The sequence below is a fragment of the Alteromonas genovensis genome (genome assembly GCF_010500895.1).
GTDB classification, from domain to species: domain Bacteria; phylum Pseudomonadota; class Gammaproteobacteria; order Enterobacterales; family Alteromonadaceae; genus Alteromonas; species Alteromonas genovensis.
In genome coordinates this window covers 26063-43127 of record NZ_JAAAWO010000014.1, presented here as the reverse complement: position 1 = coordinate 43127, position 17065 = coordinate 26063, and the positions used below count along the sequence as shown (strand labels likewise).

Below are 17065 nucleotides of genomic sequence, written 5' to 3'. Positions count from 1 at the left end.
GCACAAGGCTAGCGTAAGCTAGACGTGGAATAAGCTTTAGGCCGAGCTGACTCGGCTAAGCGTTAGTCCTTTGGCTTACTGGCTAGGCTTTGTTGAAATTGGGTAACGGTGATAAGCGCTAACTCTATTTTCTTCACTAGCGGAGCAAGTGCTGCTTTTGTTTGCTCTTCGTTCATGTCTTTCATAGCTTGCCAATCTAACGCTATTTCTTCTACATAGGGAACAAAGCGCTTTGACGACGTTGTAAATCCACTGTCAGAGGCAAATACGGCTGAAAATTTACCTTTCTTATCCTGCTGCAACACGTCTAATGCTTGGTCGGCATCCACGGCTTTTCGGTAAAGCGTTTGCATGGTCTCTTGAAGTTGTTGGTTTACGGTTTGCATTTCTTGCATGAAAACGCCTTTAATTGCTTGATGTAAATTTGATTTTGAATTTGATTCAAAAACTGATTAAAGTTTCGACGGTTTTTGCCGATACACCCTAAGGTGGGCAATTTTGCCCATTTTTTCACTTTGCTACAAGCAACAAAGGAAAACGGTATGGAACTACAAGGTGCAAACGCCTCTGCAGCGTCCGGTGCTTCGCTTGAATTGGCTTCTCTTAAGTTGGCAAAAGGCCAACAGGAACAAGAGGGAAAAGCGTCGCTTCAGTTGCTGGAATCAGCCGCTGACGTACCAAAGGCATCCTCTTCAAACCCCGCGTTAGGCGCTAATATTGATACTTTCGCGTAGGTCAGGGATGCAAATGTAAGTCGATAGGCGTTTTGCCGGGTTGTCCCCCAATTTCTCTCACGAGTTTGGGCACTAAGAATCCCGGCAGGCGCTTTATCGCTTGCTCCATAATAGCCCTACCGTCGTCATCACTTACATAGAAATGACTCGCTCCCTGCACTTTGTCGAGTACATGCAAGTAATAAGGGAGTACGCCTGCTTCAAAAAGTCGCTCGTTAAGCGCGCAAATGGCATCAGCACTGTCATTAATTCCTTTCAACAATACAGACTGATTCAACAAGGTTACTCCCTTGTCTCGAAGCGGTGCTAGTGCATCGACTAATTCATTAGAGACTTCATTTTCATGATTCGCGTGAAGCACTAATACCTTTTGAATGGGTAGCGCGGTAAACCAATCTTCAAAGGCACTACAAATTCGCTCGGGTAATACCACAGGCAATCGCGTGTGAATACGAAGGCGTTTTACGTGGTCAATTGCTGCTATTTCTGACGCCAACCATGCTAAATGGTCGTCTTTTGCCATTAACGGGTCGCCACCAGAAAAAATGACTTCGTTAATGTCTGGGTTATTGGCAATGTACGATAAAGTGTCTGTCCACTGCGCTTTACTAACGGCATTTTCTGCGTAGGGGAAATGACGTCTAAAGCAATATCGACAGTTCACCGCGCACCCAGTGCGAACCATCAGCAGCACGCGAGAGTCGTACTTGTGCAACAGTCCTTTGCCCGCTGTGTCATGTTCTTCTAATGGGTCTTCATTGTAGTGAGGCGACGTTAAAAATTCATCGCTCAGCGGCATAACTTGCAGGAGTAGTGGATCGCTCGGGTTCCCTTTTTCCATTAATTCCACAAAATGACGGGGAACACGCATAGGAAATAAGCGCCGTGCTTTTATGTGCTGTACGTATTTTTTCTCATCTAAATGCAAATGACTAAGCAGCTTCGAGGGGTCCGTAAAGCTTCTTGATAATTCTTTTTGCCAGTTATGCTCTACAGAAATCGCTTTTTTAGGTATTATTTGTTCCACGAAACTTTTTGCACCTTATGTTTAGACAGAGGAATTATGGCTAATTACAGCACTAACGAGTTCAAAGGCGGCCTGAAAATCATGCTGGATGGCGAACCTTGCAACATTTTAGAAAACGAATACGTAAAGCCTGGTAAGGGCCAAGCGTTTAACCGCGTAAAAATTCGCAAGCTTATTTCAGGTAAAGTTTTAGAAAAAACGTTCCGCTCTGGTGAATCCGTAGAAGGCGCAGACGTTATGGATACTGAGCTGGCCTATCTATACACCGACGGCGAATTCTACCACTTTATGAACAATGATACATTCGAACAAATTGCGGCTGATGAAAAAGCAGTGGGTGAGAATATTAAGTGGTTGGTAGAAAATGACGTTTGCACTATTACGTTGTGGAACGGTGCCCCAATTACGGTAGCACCGCCTAACTTTGTCGAGTTAGAAATTACCGAAACTGACCCAGGCCTTAAGGGTGATACTGCTGGAACCGGTGGTAAGCCTGCAACGCTGACTACAGGTGCCGTTGTACGTGTACCTTTGTTCGTTCAAACAGGTGAAGTTATCCGTGTAGATACACGCTCTGGCGAATACGTGTCACGAGTTCAAAAATAAGCACCGCTTAATCATCAGTAATACTGCCAAAAAGCGTGTTACTAGCAACGTTTAAAAACCGGTATGTTCACGTACCGGTTTTTTAATTTGTGGTTTTCATCTTCTTCTTAAAAGCGCTGGCGCAACTATGAAACATGAGCAATTTTGGCAACCTACCACCACCCACAAAACCAGAGTGGCGAGAGCTGAATTACTTCGCCAAATAAGGGCGTTTTTCCACTGCCGTGACGTTCTTGAAGTGGAAACCCCAGTGCTATCTGCCGGAACCGTTACCGATGAGCACATTGACGGGTTTAGTACTGAATTTTTGTACGCTAATACTGGAAGGCCCGTTTCTTTGTTTCTTCAAACATCGCCTGAATATGCAATGAAGCGACTGCTTTGTGCACAAAGCGGTGCCATTTACCAAATTGGTAAAGCTTTTCGTCATGAAGGGGAAGGGCGGTGGCACAACCCTGAGTTCACCATGTTGGAATGGTATCGGCCAGGTTTTGACCACTTTATGCTTATGAAAGAAGTGGATGCCCTTTTACATGAGGTGTTAGGTGCAACAACTGATAGTGAAATGATCACCTACCAAAATGCGTTTATCACTCATCTTGGCATAGACCCGCTTACCAGCCCAACAAGCTCAATTCATCAAAAAATGCTCGAATGCGGTATTGATATTGATGGCATGGAGAGTCTATCAAGAGACAGTCAGCTGCAGCTTCTGTTTTCCTATTGCATTGAACCTAAAATAGGCCTAAAAGCGCCGTGTTTTGTCTATGACTTTCCCGCCTCCCAAGCAGCATTGGCGAAAATAAGTTCCTCTGACAGTCGCGTTGCCGAGCGCTTTGAAGTGTATTTTAAAGGTATTGAACTAGCTAACGGGTTCAATGAACTGAGCGAGCCCGCTGAGCAGCGAGAGAGGTTTAAGCAAGATAATAAAAAGCGCGCGTTGTCAGGGTTGCCCGAAAAACCTATCGATGAACACTTTTTGCAGGCGCTAGAGTCGGGGCTGCCAGAGTGCGCAGGCGTTGCCCTTGGCATAGACAGACTGCTGATGCTGAAAGTCGGCGCCTCACACATTCAAGACGTCATTAACTTTCCCGTTAGCCGCGCTTAGCAAAATAGAGTAAAGCACAGGCTTACACACTACAGTCTCCTATTCCAATGTCGGAAAGGCTAGGGCGTGTTGATCTTTGCTGTACATTTTTGCAGCGGTCTGTGAGCTATTTAAACAAGGCGAATGGTTGAAGGTCTAGCGGGCTAAATCGAAACCATTCAACGCTGGGTAAATAGCTCACAGGCGCTGCCCGAAGGGGGGCGTTATGGAAGCATTTTACTCTTTGTCACAGTCCTTTGACTTAGCCCGCTAGGCCTACAGGACTGTTTCGCGATTAAAATGCTTCCATTTAGCCCAAAACTCGTACAACAAAGATCAACACGCCCTAATCCTCTGGCCATTCAATCTCCCACTCAAGCATAAGTTGGTCTTGTTGAGTGCTCTCCTTATCGCGTCCATTGCCGCCGACACTGACGCCTCTATTGCTGCTTCTTTCGAAATCACTACTAAGAAAACTCGCCTATGCGTAAACACTTCAACACGCTTCATCGGCTAATGGCTGCTTCGCTGCGATTATTTGCTGTTGACTTTATAACTCGCATGCTTAAAAATGTTATAACATCACATTTTGTCAGGCGCACTCACTGGCAATGCCGTAAAAACGGTAAAATCACAGCTAAAGACACTCAGTAGAGGAAAATAATGAAAATGCGTTCGTTACTAAGCATTACGATAGCGGGATTACTCAGCGCTCCGGTTTTAGCAACCACAGTGACGGGAACTGTCACTGATACTTCAGGTAAGCCAGTAGAAGGCGCAGAAGTTAAAATTGAAGGCACGCGCCGCATAGCAATTACCGATGAAAACGGCATCTATCGTTTTAACGATGTAAAGCAACCGCATATCCATTTACATGTATATTCAAGCAACTACATTCATGGTGATAACGACCTTGGTGATGTGAGTAGCGATCAGAAAGCTGACTTTGTGTTACAGCCTGCGTCGATAGAAAACATTTTAGTTACGGCAACAGCGCTGCAGTCATCTGTGCTTGAGTCAGTAACGCCTGTTACTGTTATTGGTGCTGAAAAACTTCGCAAAATTGAAGCGCCTACTCTTGGTGAAACGCTTAAGAATACCCCAGGGGTGCACAGTACCTATTTTGGTCCTGTTTCAAGCAGCCCTATCATTCGCGGCAACGATGGCCCGCGCGTAAAAATTGTACAAAACGGCTTAGATGTCTCTGACGTGTCTCGCGTGGGTCCAGATCATAATGTGGCCACTACGTTGGCAAGTGCCACTCAGGTTGAAGTGCTTCGCGGTCCGGCAACACTTCAATATGGAAGTGGTGCAATTGGCGGTGTAGTTAACGTTGTTGATAAGCGCATACCGCAATATCAAGTAGACGGTGTTGAGGGTGAAGTCGAAGCAAGCTACAGCACCGTAAACGAAGGTAAGTATACCCGCGGTGACGTAACTGGTGGGCAAGGTAACTTTGTTTGGCATGTTGACGGTTTTACCCGTGATACAGAAAACGCAGACATTCCGGGTTTTGCATCTCTTGAGCCAGATGATGACGAGGAAAGCGGCGAATTAGAAAGCAGTGCCATGGAGACAACTAACATTGTTGCTGGGCTTTCTTACGTTGCAGAAGAAGGCTATTTCGGTTTCGCCGTTGAAAAGCTCGATAACGAATATGGTGTTCCAGGCCATAGTCACGGTGATGAGCATGGCGACGAACACGACGAAGACCATGATGAAGGCTTAGATGATTCTCACGATGAAGATCACGACGAAGAGCACATGCACGAAGAAGAAGGTGTGCTGCTCGATGTCGATATGACTCGATACCAAGCCGCAGGTGAGTGGCACTCGCCAATTAAAGGGCTAACTAACCTTAAATTCGCCGCTGCCTACACCGATTACGAGCACGCTGAAATTGAGGACGGCATGCCGGGAACTGTGTTTACCAATGAGTCTACTGATATTCGCCTATCGGCTTATCATGAAGAAGTGGCAGGCTGGCACGGTGTGTTTGGTTTGCAGTTTACATCAAGCGATTACACCGCTGTGGGTGAAGAGGCGTTTACGCCAGCTAACGTGACAGACAGTTTCTCGCTGTACCTCATTGAGCAAAAGAAAGTGGGCGACGTGACATTTGAAATTGGTGGTCGTTTAGAATCAATCTCTATTGATGTTGCCGACAGTGACATTGAGCTTGATGTGTATCATGACGAAGAGCATGAGGGTGAAGAACATGAAGGCGAAGAACACGAAGGTGAGGAACATGAAGCTCACGGCACAGAGTTTACGTTCCCAGAATATGACTTCACAGCGGTATCCCTTTCTGCAGGTGCGAACTGGGAGTATACCGACGGCCAATCAGTAGCGATTACGCTTTCTAGAAGCGAACGTGCTCCGAGTCAGCAGGAGCTATTTTCTGCCGGTCAGCATTTGGCAACAGAAAGTTATGAAGTTGGATTAGTATTCGACCTAGACGAAGAAGGCCATATTGAAGAAAACTTAAAAGGGGTGACTGAAGAAGTCAGCACTAATTTAGATTTGACCTTCCGTAAGTTTACTGGCGATTGGGGCTATAGCGTTTCTTTGTTTTATAACCAAGCCGACAACTATGTTTTCCAAACTAACACGGGCTTGATTGCGTTATCTGAGCACGAAGAGCATGGCGATGAACACGACGAAGAGCATGATGATGATCACGGCGGAGAGCTTGAAGGTGAGCACGAAGGTGAACATGAAGACGGTCATGAGTCGCATAGCGACGAAGGCTTGCCTGTTTACTACTTCCAGCAAGCCGACGCCGACATTTGGGGGCTTGAAGCGCAAGCGTACTTCGACCTTAATGACGCGTTCCGTTTGACCGTGTTTACCGATTATATTCGCGCAGAAATAGAAGACGATAATTTGCCACGTACTCCGCCAATGCGAATTGGTGGTGAGCTAAGTTACGTTAACGGCGGGCTTAGCGCAGATGCTGGTTTTACTTGGGTTGACGACCAAACTGATACCGCGTCTTTTGAAACGGCTACAGACGGATACACCCTGTTAAACGCCAGCGTTCAGTATGAATTTGCGAGTCAAGGCATCGATTGGGTTGTGTTTGCTCGTGGTGATAACTTGACCGATGAAGAAGCGAGAGTGCACACGTCTTTCCTTAAAGATCAAGCGCCGCTGCCAGGAAGAAATATAAGCGTGGGTGTAAGAGCCTTGTTCTAATCATTTAATGATGGACTGTCTTTAGCTTATTGCTAGATGACAGCAACATGCCATAAGGTAAACGCTGTAAAGGCGGTACTTTTTGAGGTTATCGCATTAAGATAAACTCAAAACGTACCGCCTTTTTTTATGGCCTCGTCTTAATGAATCAGAACAAGCATGTTGGGCTATGAGGCTGTAAACTTATGTTGTGAACGAGTAAGTTCTGTCATTAACAGCCACACCACAAAACCATACAGGAGATAGTGTGAACAACGCTGATGCACCCTCTGCACAAGACATTGTTAATTATTTAAACGGGCTCGATGAGTCTCATATCGTTCTTGGCTATGGAAGTTTATTAAGCCGCGACAGCCGAGAGCGCTTCTCGGGTATAAAAACCTACGGCATTCCGGTAATGGTTGATGGGTTCGAGCGTGCCTGGGTAACAAGAAGTATTCAAGAGCAGCAAACCTACGTTGGGGCAATCAAAAACGCCGCTAAAAAGCTGAATGCGCAACTGATCCCCGCTCAGCTCAATCCTGCGCTGCAAGAACGAGAAAAAGATTATCGATTTACGCAAGTGTCGCCAGAGCAAATTGCCTTCGACGCTACAATGGACATAAATAGCGAAACAGCTCTTTATGAAGCCCTTAGCGGTCGAACACTATGGGTATGCGAGACATTGCACTGTAGCCCTGCGAATGATGAGTTTCCGGTAAGCCAAACCTATGTGGATACGTGTTTAGCCGGATGTTTAGAGCACGCAGGCGAAAAGGCGGCTACAGATTTTGTGACGCATACCTCACTGTGGGATCACCCACGAGTCAATGACAGAGCGTTGCCCAAATATCCACGGGCTGCCAGCGTGGATAAGAGCATACAAGACAAAATAGACACCATCTTATCGAATAATCTACTATCTTAACTTCTTTCCTACAATAAACGGTTAGGGCGTCAATAAGATGAATATAGAGTTTCAGGGAACACGAATTCGGCTGCGGACGCTCAGCTTTGACGACAAAGAGTGGGTGTTAGCACTGCAGCAAGACCCTCAGTGGGTAAAATTCATTGGAAGTCGAGGAGTCAATTCACTTGAAGATGCCTGCGACTATATTGCCCGTACCAATGCCCAATGCAAAGAATGGGGCTACGGACTGCTTGCTATTGAGGACAGTGAGACTGGGCTTCCATTAGGGGTGTGCGGGCTGTTTAATCGCTTTGCATTCACCTGCCCGGATTTAGGTTTTGCCCTGCTGCCAGAAGCGCGAGGACGAGGCATTTGCCAAGAAGCCTGTGAGCTCGTGATTCACTGGGCAAGAAGTCAAGGTTATCGCTTTCTCACGGGAATGACTCACCCAGATAATACTCGCTCTCAGGCGCTGTTAACGAAATTGGGGTATGAAAAACAAGGATGGTATTTTGATAGGTCATTTCCCGTCCAGGCCCTTTACTGGCTGTCGCTCAAGTAAACTGTGAGATAAGCGACTGTTGAAGCGTCAAAACTAAAGCGCAATTCCTGCTAGGTTCATCGTTTTTCCTGGCGCCCCTTTCAATAATGTTGCTTTAAATTCATGGGGTACGGGTTTCTTTTCAAATGTCAGTGAATCGACCATCACATAGACAATTTCAGCTGATGCTACAGCGTCTTTAGTTTGCCAATTCAGCATGTCAATTTGCATCGTAAAAGATGTATTGCCAACTTTGCTTACATGCACCGACAAGCACAAAATGTCGTCGAATTTCGCTGAGTTTTGCCATGATATATTGAGATTGACGACTTGATTATCTAAGCCTTGGTTTGTTAGTGCTTGGTAACCACCTATTAGCGCTCGCATAAATTCAGTGGCGGCTAAATCTGCGTAGTCAGCATATCGTGCGTTAAATACAACGTTTTGAGGGTCGCATTCGGCGTATCGAACTCTTAGCAGTAATTCAAATGCATTGGGTTTAACGTTGGTCATTCGTACTTTTCCTTTTCATTCGGCACAGTTTTTATATTCCCCCTCATTGTCTTCAGCTTGTCCATCAAGACGCCACTGATCACCGATAATAGGGTCTTCCGATTTAGGGTCTACTTCCCAAGAATATGCCTTAACTGTCGGTTTGGGATCGAGCGAATGCCATAAACAGGCACAAAGAACACCGGCCAAAGCACCGAATAAATGATATTCGAACGAAATACCCTCTTGGCGGGGAAATATGCTCATCGTCATTTCACCGTACATGAAAAAGGCAAGCATCATAAGCACGACTGAACGATTATACCATTCCGCATAGATAATTACCCCCTCAGAAGGCGCTGGCAAGTTTCCTAGCAAAGCGTGGGAATGCAGGAATGGCTTTTCCCTTTCAAATTCCCAGAATGAAGCTAGGGAGCTTGCCAGACCTTCCCGAAGGGCGAGTTTAAAATGTCCGTACTCTTTGTTGTGTCACCTTGATGTAGAACCACTATATCTGCGGTAACACGCCGCAATTACGAACATTTTAAGTCTCGCTGAGTGGATAAGTATCTATGCGGAGTGGTATTTTCTCTGCGAAATATACTCACCACGAATAAATAAAAAAATACACCATGTGTTAAACCGCTAGCGCCAATATGATAGCTTTCGCGTCCAAACAACCACACACCAATACCTGATAGTAACCACACCGTTATTAACACACGCCAACGTGTTTTTGGGTAACCGTAGATGAGAAATGAGCCAAGAACTAATATGGGCAATGTATTGTTGAAAATATGCTCTAAAGAACCGTGTATAAGGGGCGCAGTTATAATTCCAACCAAACCATGCAGCGCTAAAGGATAAACCCCGAGCCAACTTAGGTTGATGTTAAAGTTGAGTTCAAAAGCTTTAAAGCACCAAATAAAACCCACGGCGAATGCGGTGATTAATATGCTGTTTTTGAGAGACGTCGTTTTCATCTGTCAGATTTATGGGCAATTAATAAAATAACAACTTCTCTGTAGGCTTAATGGTAGCAATGAGCACTTGTCAGAAAAACTAGCCGATTACCTTTAACATTTCATAAACAAAAGTTAAAAATTATTGTCTTAAAATCAGCGGTTTAGCGCTTAAAACAAAAGGTTGTGATCACGTATAATTTAGGCACTAATTAACGAGGGCTAAGACATGACTAAACAGAAAAGCGATACTAGTAAAGAAACGGCAAAAGTTGTTGCGACAATGATGGTGCCCATGGTCACGCTAGGCTTGGTGTGTCTATCAATTGGCGTGTATCTAATGAATACCGTCTTTACGGGCATTTGACGAGACTTTGATAATTAACGCTTCACACGCCACCAACTTTGGAAAGGTGCATAGCCAAGGCGGTGGCGTACGTATTATTAGCATTATCGTAAACCGGCTATAAACACGGTTAAAGCAGCGTGTTTAATACAAAAAATGTGTGGCTAAAGCGGCGGAAGCACGGTCACTTTTTTGATAACAATGGGCTCAATGGGAACGTTGTTCGCGTTTAAGCGAATTGAGTACTCGGTTTCTACTTCAGACATAGCATCAACAACATCCGATCCTTCTACAATTAAGCCAAACACCGCATAGCCCCAGTCCCGTCCAGGGTTCAGGCTTTCATTGTCATTGACGTTAAAAAAGAACTGACGGTTAGCGGTATGTGGGCCGTTTTGACGTGCCAGTGCAATGGTATGTAAGTCGTTAGTGAGCCCGTTGCCCGATTCGTTAAAAATATCGGGAAAGTTCGACTTACCGTTGAAATCAGAGGTGTAGCCGCCACCTTGCACCACAAACCCCGGTACAATGCGGTGAAAAATAGTGTCGTTGTAAGCCCGCTTATCTACATAGCGCAAAAAGTTATTCACGGTAATCGGAGCGCGTCTTCTATCTAACTCCACCACAATATCACCCATGGTGGTTTCAATTTTTACGCGAGGGTAATAGTTGTCAGGCTGTATTTGAGAGCCATCATCTTTTTTCGCAGCAACAAGGGGGCTAACACTCAAAAAAACACACACCATTAACAGGCTAGAAAGAATGTTGTTTATCTTCTTTAGCATAGTAAATCCTTCAAATAATCTTACTGTTTAGCGACGCTAAAAATAACGAACTTTTTATCGTTTGACAGTATATCAACACCACCAAACAGTTTTTTCAATTTTATGTGGTAATCCAAGTGACGATTTCCTACCACAACAAGATGTCCGCCTCGTACTAACAAATCGCGAGAGTCGGTAAACATTTGCCATGCAATGTGGTCGGTGATCACATTTTGTTGATGAAAAGGAGGATTACACAACACCTTAGTGACCGCAGGCGTGTTCGGCTCGTTAAGAAGGCCTTCCAAGCAGTTGGTAGCAATAAAGGTGCATTGGTCTATTTTATCTGGGTGGTTAGTCAACACGTTTAAACGCGCACTTTCCAATGCCATGTAAGATTCATCGGTAAAAATGACCTTGCAGTCTGGGGCAAGTGTTAGCGCGTTAATACCTAAAACGCCGTTACCACACCCCACATCGACAACCGTATCATTGCTGCTTACCGTCATGTGTTTCATCATAATACGCGCACCGATATCTAACGACTGACGTGAAAACACATTAGCTTCGTTGTCCAACGTCATTTTCGCGCCTGTGGTTCCCTTGCATTCCCATCGAGTTGGGTAGGGCGACGGATATGATGGAAGGGTAAGGTCGGGACGAGAAAACACCAGTCGCGACTTTTTCTTTGCCAGAGACGTGGTGGTGGGGCCAATGTACTTTTCAAACAATGCCAGCACCGATTTGGTAATGGCTTTTGCTTTGCCGCCGGCAATCACTTGTGTGTCAGCAGATATATAACGCTTTAAATCAATAAGCTGCTGCTCTAAAAGCGCAAGTGCTCTTGGTACCTTCAGTACCACAATGGCCGGGGCTGCTTGCGGAGAAAACGTTAAGCTGTCAACGCTGGTCATGGTATTGACGGGGGCCGTTTCTGTTACCGATGTCTCTGCGCTTATTGCATTACGCCCTAAGTTTTCCAGCAAGGAGCGTCGAGATATGTATGAGTCTGATACCCAAAGTGGATTCAAGTGCTCAAACCAGCACCCCAATGCACCAAAGTCATCATTAAAAATCATTAGCTGAGACTTTGCAGTGTCTGTAGAAACCACATTATCATTGAGCAACGATTCTACATGGTCGATGAGCAACTCATCGGCGCTGTCCCATGCCTGTAAGCTTACATGTTGATGCTTTTCAGGGTAGCGGATTAGAGACAAGTTTCGGTCTGCAAAGATAAATTCTGTATTCATTAGCGAAAATTCTGACGGCAACAGCGATGACGTGTGTCATGCCTTGGCGTGCTTTGGAGTTAGCAATGGGCGTAGGGTAACATTTCGCGGGCAAAAAGAGCATGATCAGATTGGTGCAATGCACGTAAATAACCATGGCGTAGAAAAAATTATGCTCGACAAAGCCATACTTAACCTGAATCCTGTTTAAAGAATGGTGCAAGCATTTGTTCTATAAAATATAAATTAAAATTTCTAGTGGTGCTGAGCGCCGTTACTTAAACAGGATTCAGGTTACTTAATAAAACCGGATAAAAGAGCGACCTAGGCGAAGACATGCAATATTCACTTTTTAATCAACCTGAGAAGCTTAAACCTGAACAAGGAGCGTCTGATCAGGGAGCGCCCGAGCAACAAAAGCAGGCGCCTCAACGCCTGCCACTGCCTGAGGGGGATGTTGTGTATTATCCTCGCTTTTTCAGTCAATCCACCGCCGATACGTATTTCGACAAACTGCAAAGCGAACTGCCTTGGAGACAAGACTCATTGCGCATGTTTGGTAAATCTATTCCCATTCCCCGGTTACAGAGCTGGCATGGCGACTCACAGTGCACCTATACCTATTCAGGGCTGACCATGGTGCCTAACCCGTGGACTTCAACCTTGGCTGATATACGGGATTGTTGTAGCGCAGCATGCGGTAGCCGTTTTAATAGTGTCCTTGCCAATTGGTACCGACACGGTCAAGACAGCATGAGCCTGCACGCTGATGATGAACCCGAGCTTGGGCCAAACCCCGTTATTGGCTCTGTAACGTTGGGAGAGGCGCGCCCTTTTGTGTTTAAGCATAAAGAAACGAAGGCCCGATATACGCACTTGCTCGAACACGGCAGTTTGTTGGTTATGGCTGGCGCTACCCAAAGCCATTATTTACACGGCATTTCGAAGACGGTTAAACCGATAGGTGGTAGAATAAACCTCACTTTCAGACGATTAATAGTGGCGAATTCATCGTAAAAATTTCAATGGGTTCGCCAGTCACGCGAATAAAAGAGATTGAGATAAAAGATATGCAGGCAGACGATATGCTAGTAAAAGATTTCCTAGAAACAGCCATCACTGATGCCATTGCGCCAAGCTACTTAGAGGTCGTTGACGAAAGCTTTATGCATAATGTGCCCGACGGAGCGCAAAGTCATTTCAAAGTAACGGTAGTGAGTGAAGCCTTTGAAGGCCAGCGTTTAATTGGCAGACATAGACAAATAAACGCATTGGCAGCACCGGCCTTAGAGGGGCCTGTTCACGCGTTGGCGCTTCACACTTATACCCCTGAAGAGTGGGTAAAAAGGGGAGGGGAGCCTTTGTCATCACCTAAGTGTCTTGGCGGAAGTAAGCACGACTAGGTCGACACTGCCTCGCGATATAAAACACAGCTAGTGAAATAAGATGCAACAAATGGATGTTAGTCATGAAACAAAACAGTGAAGTTGGTCACTATATCAATATGCTTAAAACCCCTTCAGTTCAGGTTTTGCTTCTTGGAACCTGCTTTGTATTGGTTATGCTATTTGTACATTTAGGTGTTGCGCAGCCGATGGACGAAGCATTATTTCAAGCCCTTAAACTGGATGGTTCCACGCCTAAATGGGTGTCAGATGCACTAAGAGATGTTACCGCGCTTGGCAGTAATATTGTGCTGCTTTTTGTGGCTATTACCGTTACGGTTGGCCTTGCCATGCACAATCAGCGCAATAAGGCGTATACCTTTGTGCTGGCAGTAGCGTTGGGGCTATTTGTTGCCTTTGCCCTTAAAGCGGGGATCGCGAGACCTCGTCCACCGGTTAGTCAGCACGATGTGGATGTGTATACCCACAGTTTCCCGTCTGCTCATGCAACCCTCTCTACCTTGGTGTACTTCTACCTCGCTTACCTTATTTGCCATTTCTCTGGCCAAAGGGCGGTCAGCACATGGATATACTCAACCGCAGCATTATTGGTGTTTTGCATAGGGTTATCTCGAGTTATGCTAGGGGTTCATTGGCCAAGCGACGTGATTGGAGGTTGGTTTGCTGGTGGCAGTGTTGTGGCGCTATGCCTTTACACCATCAAGTGGAAGCAAAAGCTGCATATTCACAATAGCGAGCCACAGCAATCAAAACGCCAGTAAGGTCAATGCAAGACCCTTTGCGCAATGTCGAACGGCCTAAATTTTATCAGTGCGTTTGCGACATTATCCAGGCAGACTCTCAGCGCATGTCGTGCTTACATGCGCTTAAACAACTCGCGTTGCCACAAGGTTACCTAGGTGCAGGCTTTCTTCGTAACGCTATTTGGGATTTTTTACACCAAAAGAGCACACTCACGCCGTTAAACGATGTTGACGTTATCTATTTTGATGCAGACAACACACAGCGCGCTAAAGACACTTTTTATGAAATGCAGTTAAATGAATTATTACCGCAGGTTAAGTGGCAGGTAAAAAATCAGGCGCGAATGCATGTGCTGCACGGACATACGCCATATAAGCACTGTGAAGAGGCTATTTCGTATTGGATTGAGAAAGAAACCTGTGTGGCGATAGCGTTATCAACCAGAGATAGCGTAGCCCTATCTAGCAGTACCAGTGCCAGCTCCAGTGCTAATGGCAGTTCTAGTGGCAGTGCCAGTGCTCGCTTAAGTTCGTCGTTTGAAACAGCAGGGCCGTTTGAGATACTCGCGCCCTTTGGTTTGCAGGCTAATTTTGCAGGAACCATCAGTATAAACCCCAAGTTCCCGCGGCCAGACGTATTTAATGAGCGGATTCAAAAGAAGCGCTGGTGTGAGATTTGGCCAACGCTTACAGTGAAGTCTTAATTTCTCTTATTAATTTCTCACTACGCGTAGAAACCATCCAACAAACAACGAAATCAGAAATCCGAAAAAAGCCACTAGTAAGTTGATTGTTAGAAGCTGCCCGGAGAAGTCGGCGTTAGCGCCTGTTTTTTCACTTACAAGCATTCCCGACGCTTTAAATATGAATAGTGCTGCTACTGAGAAAAGTAGAATAACGGCGGTAGACATAAAAGTTGCTTTCCAATACGCCTTCGGCGAAACCCAATGGATTGCACCTGCTACGAGCACACATAAAATAGTAAGGATGTACGGGACCACAATAACTCCTAATTGATATTGATGTTGATGTTGATGCTGAAACTAAACAATAGCTGCTGTGTATTTCTCTTGCGCAGTTTACTAGCCGACAGACTACAAAGGATTTGAGCGATAAGAAATTAATTAAGGACAAGCAGCTAATTTTGCCCGATACGATGCCACGTCATAGCGGTTGTGTCAGCTTTTATGTCAGATTGTCAGATTTTATGCCAGCTCTTAAATTAGCGTTTGGGTCGATTCTTTCGGCTGCCTTAACAAATAATATCGCCAGCATGTCCAAAGTTTGGTCTAGCCCTATCATTAGCAAATAAGCTTTCAATACGTATCAACACGCCTGCATGGTTAACATTCTATTAAAAGATTTTAAGCTGTAATGGTGATAGAATCGCCAACAATTCTCCAGTAAGCCCTTTTAGCCAATGGGGCTTTTTGTTTAACACGCTTTATATTCTGAGAAAACATGTTCGATTTAATAACCAGTAAAGATAGCAACGTAAAAAATGACGTGCTTTCAGGAATTACGGTCGCCTTAGCGCTAGTTCCAGAAGCCGTAGCCTTTGCATTTGTTGCAGGTGTAGAACCTATGATTGGTCTATACGCTGCATTTATGATGGGCTTAATTACTTCTGCCATTGGCGGTCGCCCAGGCATGATTTCAGGTGCAACAGGGGCCATGGCCGTTGTGATGGTGGCACTTGTGGCGCAGCATGGGGTGCAATACCTGTTTGCGGCCGTCATCTTAGCGGGACTGCTGCAAATACTCTGCGGCGTGTTTAAGCTCGGTAAGTTTATCCGTTTGGTGCCATACCCGGTTATGCTAGGTTTCGTAAACGGGCTTGCTATCGTTATATTCTTAGCGCAGCTAGGGCAGTTTAAAATAGTCAATTCACTTGGCGAGCTGCAGTGGATGCAGGGGTCAATGCTTTACTGGATGCTAGGTCTTGTGGGTCTTACCATGGCAATTATCTATTTACTGCCAAAGCTTACCAAGGCGGTGCCTGCATCGTTGGTCGCTATTGTAACGGTTACCGCTTTAGTACACGGATTAGATTTAGAAGCGCGCACGGTTATCGACTTTGTAAGAGACTTACTACCGGCTGATCAAAAAGACAGCGCCACCTTGGCGGGTGAGTTGCCAACCTTTGCTATTCCAATGGTGCCTTTCACTTGGGAAACGGTAATGATTGTGCTGCCAACGTCCATTATTTTATGCTTGGTTGGCCTTATTGAATCGCTGCTTACCCTATCGCTTATTGACGAAATGACCGATACCCGTGGTCGAGGCAATAAAGAGTGTGTTGGACAAGGTGTTGCCAACACCGTCAACGGCTTCTTTGGCGGTATGGGCGGTTGCGCCATGATTGGTCAGAGTATGATCAATATCAATTCTGGCGGCCGTGGTCGTTTATCAGGAATAAGCGCTGCACTTGTACTGCTTGGCTTCATTCTTTTTGCAGCACCACTTATAGAAATGATTCCATTAGCAGCGCTGGTTGGCGTTATGTTCGTGGTGGTTATTGCTACGTTTGAATGGGCATCGTTCCGCATTGTGCGTGGTGTTAACAAAGAAGATGCGTTTGTACTCTTCTTGGTAACTGGCGTTACTGTTATTGCCGACCTAGCCATTGCCGTTGTTGTTGGTGTTATCGTATCGGCCCTTGTATTCGCTTGGAAGCACGCTCGCCATATCGACGTGAAATCGCATATCGACGATGACAACTGGAAGGTCTATGAGTTAGAAGGGCCGCTGTTCTTTGGCTCGGTAACTCATTTTAGAGACTTGTTTGATATTGCCAACGATCCAGAAGATGTAGTTATCGACTTTAAAGAGTCTCGTATTTGGGATTCGTCGGGTATTGACGCGCTAGATACGCTTGCAGATAAGTACCTTGAGCAGGGCAAAAAACTGCATATACGTCATATCAGCGACGAGTGTCGCAGCTTGCTGCGCAAAGCCGATAAGTTTGTAGAAATTAACGTTAACGAAGACCCTCGTTATCGCGTTGCTACCGATAAGCTTGCCTAAGGCTTCTTATT

At 45.5% G+C, this 17065-nt stretch carries 20 protein-coding genes; 12 read left to right on the top strand and 8 right to left on the bottom strand.

The window, feature by feature from the left end; genetic code table 11:
• Positions 1 to 62 precede the first annotated feature (62 nt).
• On the bottom strand, positions 63 to 386 hold the full coding sequence (locus tag GTQ48_RS15705; protein WP_163107562.1) for a hypothetical protein: 324 nt from the start codon (positions 384 to 386) through the stop codon (positions 63 to 65).
• Positions 387 to 542: 156 nt separating this feature from the next.
• On the opposite strand from GTQ48_RS15705, the gene GTQ48_RS15700 reads away from it, so the two are divergent.
• A complete protein-coding gene (locus tag GTQ48_RS15700) occupies positions 543 to 734 on the top strand; it encodes a hypothetical protein (protein WP_032095683.1) in 192 nt (63 codons plus the stop codon).
• A 1-nt stretch (position 735) separates the two neighbouring features.
• Here GTQ48_RS15700 and epmB read toward each other — a convergent pair whose 3' ends face one another.
• A complete protein-coding gene (gene epmB / locus GTQ48_RS15695) occupies positions 736 to 1761 on the bottom strand; it encodes an EF-P beta-lysylation protein EpmB (RefSeq protein ID WP_163107515.1) in 1026 nt (341 codons plus the stop codon).
• Positions 1762 to 1797: 36 nt separating this feature from the next.
• Between epmB and efp the strand changes: the two genes are divergently transcribed.
• The 5 genes from efp (at position 1798) to GTQ48_RS15670 (ending at position 8103) form a co-directional block, all read left to right on the top strand.
• A complete protein-coding gene (gene efp / locus GTQ48_RS15690; RefSeq protein WP_032095685.1) occupies positions 1798 to 2367 on the top strand; it encodes an elongation factor P in 570 nt (189 codons plus the stop codon).
• Positions 2368 to 2494: 127 nt separating this feature from the next.
• Entirely contained in the window at positions 2495 to 3475 is a 981-nt protein-coding gene (epmA, locus tag GTQ48_RS15685) for an elongation factor P--(R)-beta-lysine ligase (protein WP_163107514.1), read from the top strand.
• 642 nt (positions 3476 to 4117) lie between these two features.
• Complete coding sequence (locus GTQ48_RS15680) at positions 4118 to 6652, top strand: TonB-dependent receptor (protein ID WP_163107513.1); 2535 nt, start codon at positions 4118 to 4120, stop codon at positions 6650 to 6652.
• A 247-nt stretch (positions 6653 to 6899) separates the two neighbouring features.
• Positions 6900 to 7559 carry a gamma-glutamylcyclotransferase gene (locus GTQ48_RS15675; RefSeq protein ID WP_163107512.1) on the top strand — a complete coding sequence of 220 codons (660 nt, stop codon included), beginning with the start codon at positions 6900 to 6902 and terminating at the stop codon, positions 7557 to 7559.
• A 37-nt stretch (positions 7560 to 7596) separates the two neighbouring features.
• Positions 7597 to 8103 (top strand): GNAT family N-acetyltransferase, encoded by a 507-nt coding sequence (locus GTQ48_RS15670; RefSeq protein WP_163107511.1) that lies wholly within the window; start codon positions 7597 to 7599, stop codon positions 8101 to 8103.
• Positions 8104 to 8136: 33 nt separating this feature from the next.
• Here the strand turns inward: GTQ48_RS15670 and GTQ48_RS15665 are convergent, their stop codons facing one another.
• The 3 genes from GTQ48_RS15665 to GTQ48_RS15655 all read right to left on the bottom strand — a co-directional run bounded on the left by GTQ48_RS15665 (position 8137) and on the right by GTQ48_RS15655 (position 9557).
• Complete coding sequence (locus GTQ48_RS15665) at positions 8137 to 8595, bottom strand: acyl-CoA thioesterase (protein WP_163107510.1); 459 nt, start codon at positions 8593 to 8595, stop codon at positions 8137 to 8139.
• A 15-nt stretch (positions 8596 to 8610) separates the two neighbouring features.
• Positions 8611 to 8940, bottom strand: a complete 330-nt coding sequence (locus tag GTQ48_RS15660; protein WP_420837614.1) for a rhomboid family intramembrane serine protease — start codon at positions 8938 to 8940, stop codon at positions 8611 to 8613.
• Positions 8941 to 9107: 167 nt separating this feature from the next.
• Complete coding sequence (locus GTQ48_RS15655; RefSeq protein ID WP_163107509.1) at positions 9108 to 9557, bottom strand: rhomboid family intramembrane serine protease; 450 nt, start codon at positions 9555 to 9557, stop codon at positions 9108 to 9110.
• A 208-nt stretch (positions 9558 to 9765) separates the two neighbouring features.
• Here GTQ48_RS15655 and GTQ48_RS15650 point away from each other — a divergent pair, with 208 nt between their 5' ends.
• Positions 9766 to 9903: a hypothetical protein gene (locus GTQ48_RS15650; protein WP_163107508.1), complete on the top strand. Its 138-nt coding sequence runs from the start codon at positions 9766 to 9768 to the stop codon at positions 9901 to 9903.
• Positions 9904 to 10046: 143 nt separating this feature from the next.
• On the opposite strand, the gene GTQ48_RS15645 is transcribed toward GTQ48_RS15650, so the two are convergent.
• Both GTQ48_RS15645 and GTQ48_RS15640 read right to left on the bottom strand, forming a co-directional pair.
• Positions 10047 to 10628 (bottom strand): peptidylprolyl isomerase, encoded by a 582-nt coding sequence (locus tag GTQ48_RS15645; RefSeq protein ID WP_163107560.1) that lies wholly within the window; start codon positions 10626 to 10628, stop codon positions 10047 to 10049.
• Positions 10629 to 10687: 59 nt separating this feature from the next.
• A complete protein-coding gene (locus tag GTQ48_RS15640) occupies positions 10688 to 11899 on the bottom strand; it encodes a methyltransferase (protein ID WP_163107507.1) in 1212 nt (403 codons plus the stop codon).
• A 315-nt stretch (positions 11900 to 12214) separates the two neighbouring features.
• On the opposite strand from GTQ48_RS15640, the gene GTQ48_RS15635 reads away from it, so the two are divergent.
• From GTQ48_RS15635 to GTQ48_RS15620, 4 genes are all read left to right on the top strand, one after another.
• Positions 12215 to 12895: an alpha-ketoglutarate-dependent dioxygenase AlkB family protein gene (locus GTQ48_RS15635; RefSeq protein WP_163107506.1), complete on the top strand. Its 681-nt coding sequence runs from the start codon at positions 12215 to 12217 to the stop codon at positions 12893 to 12895.
• 68 nt (positions 12896 to 12963) lie between these two features.
• Positions 12964 to 13281 carry a BolA family protein gene (locus GTQ48_RS15630; protein WP_163107559.1) on the top strand — a complete coding sequence of 106 codons (318 nt, stop codon included), beginning with the start codon at positions 12964 to 12966 and terminating at the stop codon, positions 13279 to 13281.
• Positions 13282 to 13346: 65 nt separating this feature from the next.
• Entirely contained in the window at positions 13347 to 14045 is a 699-nt protein-coding gene (locus GTQ48_RS15625; protein WP_239060159.1) for a phosphatase PAP2 family protein, read from the top strand.
• A gap of 5 nt (positions 14046 to 14050) precedes the next feature.
• Positions 14051 to 14731, top strand: a complete 681-nt coding sequence (locus GTQ48_RS15620) for a nucleotidyltransferase family protein (protein WP_163107504.1) — start codon at positions 14051 to 14053, stop codon at positions 14729 to 14731.
• Positions 14732 to 14740: 9 nt separating this feature from the next.
• Here GTQ48_RS15620 and GTQ48_RS15615 read toward each other — a convergent pair whose 3' ends face one another.
• The gene (locus GTQ48_RS15615; RefSeq protein ID WP_163107503.1) at positions 14741 to 15028 is read right to left on the bottom strand and encodes a hypothetical protein; all 288 of its coding nucleotides are present in this window, start codon (positions 15026 to 15028) and stop codon (positions 14741 to 14743) included.
• 460 nt (positions 15029 to 15488) lie between these two features.
• Between GTQ48_RS15615 and GTQ48_RS15610 the strand changes: the two genes are divergently transcribed.
• On the top strand, positions 15489 to 17054 hold the full coding sequence (locus GTQ48_RS15610; protein WP_163107502.1) for a SulP family inorganic anion transporter: 1566 nt from the start codon (positions 15489 to 15491) through the stop codon (positions 17052 to 17054).
• The last annotated feature ends 11 nt before the right edge of the window (positions 17055 to 17065 follow it).

Bases quoted from the DNA above. Each gene is read 5' to 3' on its own strand.
- GTQ48_RS15705 (WP_163107562.1), bottom strand. From the start codon at position 386: ATGCAAACCGTAAACCAACAACTTCAAGAGACCATGCAAACGCTTTAC.
- GTQ48_RS15700 (WP_032095683.1), top strand. From the start codon at position 543: ATGGAACTACAAGGTGCAAACGCCTCTGCAGCGTCCGGTGCTTCGCTT.
- efp (WP_032095685.1), top strand. From the start codon at position 1,798: ATGGCTAATTACAGCACTAACGAGTTCAAAGGCGGCCTGAAAATCATG.
- epmA (WP_163107514.1), top strand. From the start codon at position 2,495: ATGAAACATGAGCAATTTTGGCAACCTACCACCACCCACAAAACCAGA.
- GTQ48_RS15680 (WP_163107513.1), top strand. From the start codon at position 4,118: ATGAAAATGCGTTCGTTACTAAGCATTACGATAGCGGGATTACTCAGC.
- GTQ48_RS15670 (WP_163107511.1), top strand. From the start codon at position 7,597: ATGAATATAGAGTTTCAGGGAACACGAATTCGGCTGCGGACGCTCAGC.
- GTQ48_RS15665 (WP_163107510.1), bottom strand. From the start codon at position 8,595: ATGACCAACGTTAAACCCAATGCATTTGAATTACTGCTAAGAGTTCGA.
- GTQ48_RS15655 (WP_163107509.1), bottom strand. From the start codon at position 9,557: ATGAAAACGACGTCTCTCAAAAACAGCATATTAATCACCGCATTCGCC.
- GTQ48_RS15650 (WP_163107508.1), top strand. From the start codon at position 9,766: ATGACTAAACAGAAAAGCGATACTAGTAAAGAAACGGCAAAAGTTGTT.
- GTQ48_RS15645 (WP_163107560.1), bottom strand. From the start codon at position 10,628: ATGGTGTGTGTTTTTTTGAGTGTTAGCCCCCTTGTTGCTGCGAAAAAA.
- GTQ48_RS15640 (WP_163107507.1), bottom strand. From the start codon at position 11,899: ATGAATACAGAATTTATCTTTGCAGACCGAAACTTGTCTCTAATCCGC.
- GTQ48_RS15635 (WP_163107506.1), top strand. From the start codon at position 12,215: ATGCAATATTCACTTTTTAATCAACCTGAGAAGCTTAAACCTGAACAA.
- GTQ48_RS15630 (WP_163107559.1), top strand. From the start codon at position 12,964: ATGCTAGTAAAAGATTTCCTAGAAACAGCCATCACTGATGCCATTGCG.
- GTQ48_RS15625 (WP_239060159.1), top strand. From the start codon at position 13,347: ATGAAACAAAACAGTGAAGTTGGTCACTATATCAATATGCTTAAAACC.
- GTQ48_RS15620 (WP_163107504.1), top strand. From the start codon at position 14,051: ATGCAAGACCCTTTGCGCAATGTCGAACGGCCTAAATTTTATCAGTGC.
- GTQ48_RS15610 (WP_163107502.1), top strand. From the start codon at position 15,489: ATGTTCGATTTAATAACCAGTAAAGATAGCAACGTAAAAAATGACGTG.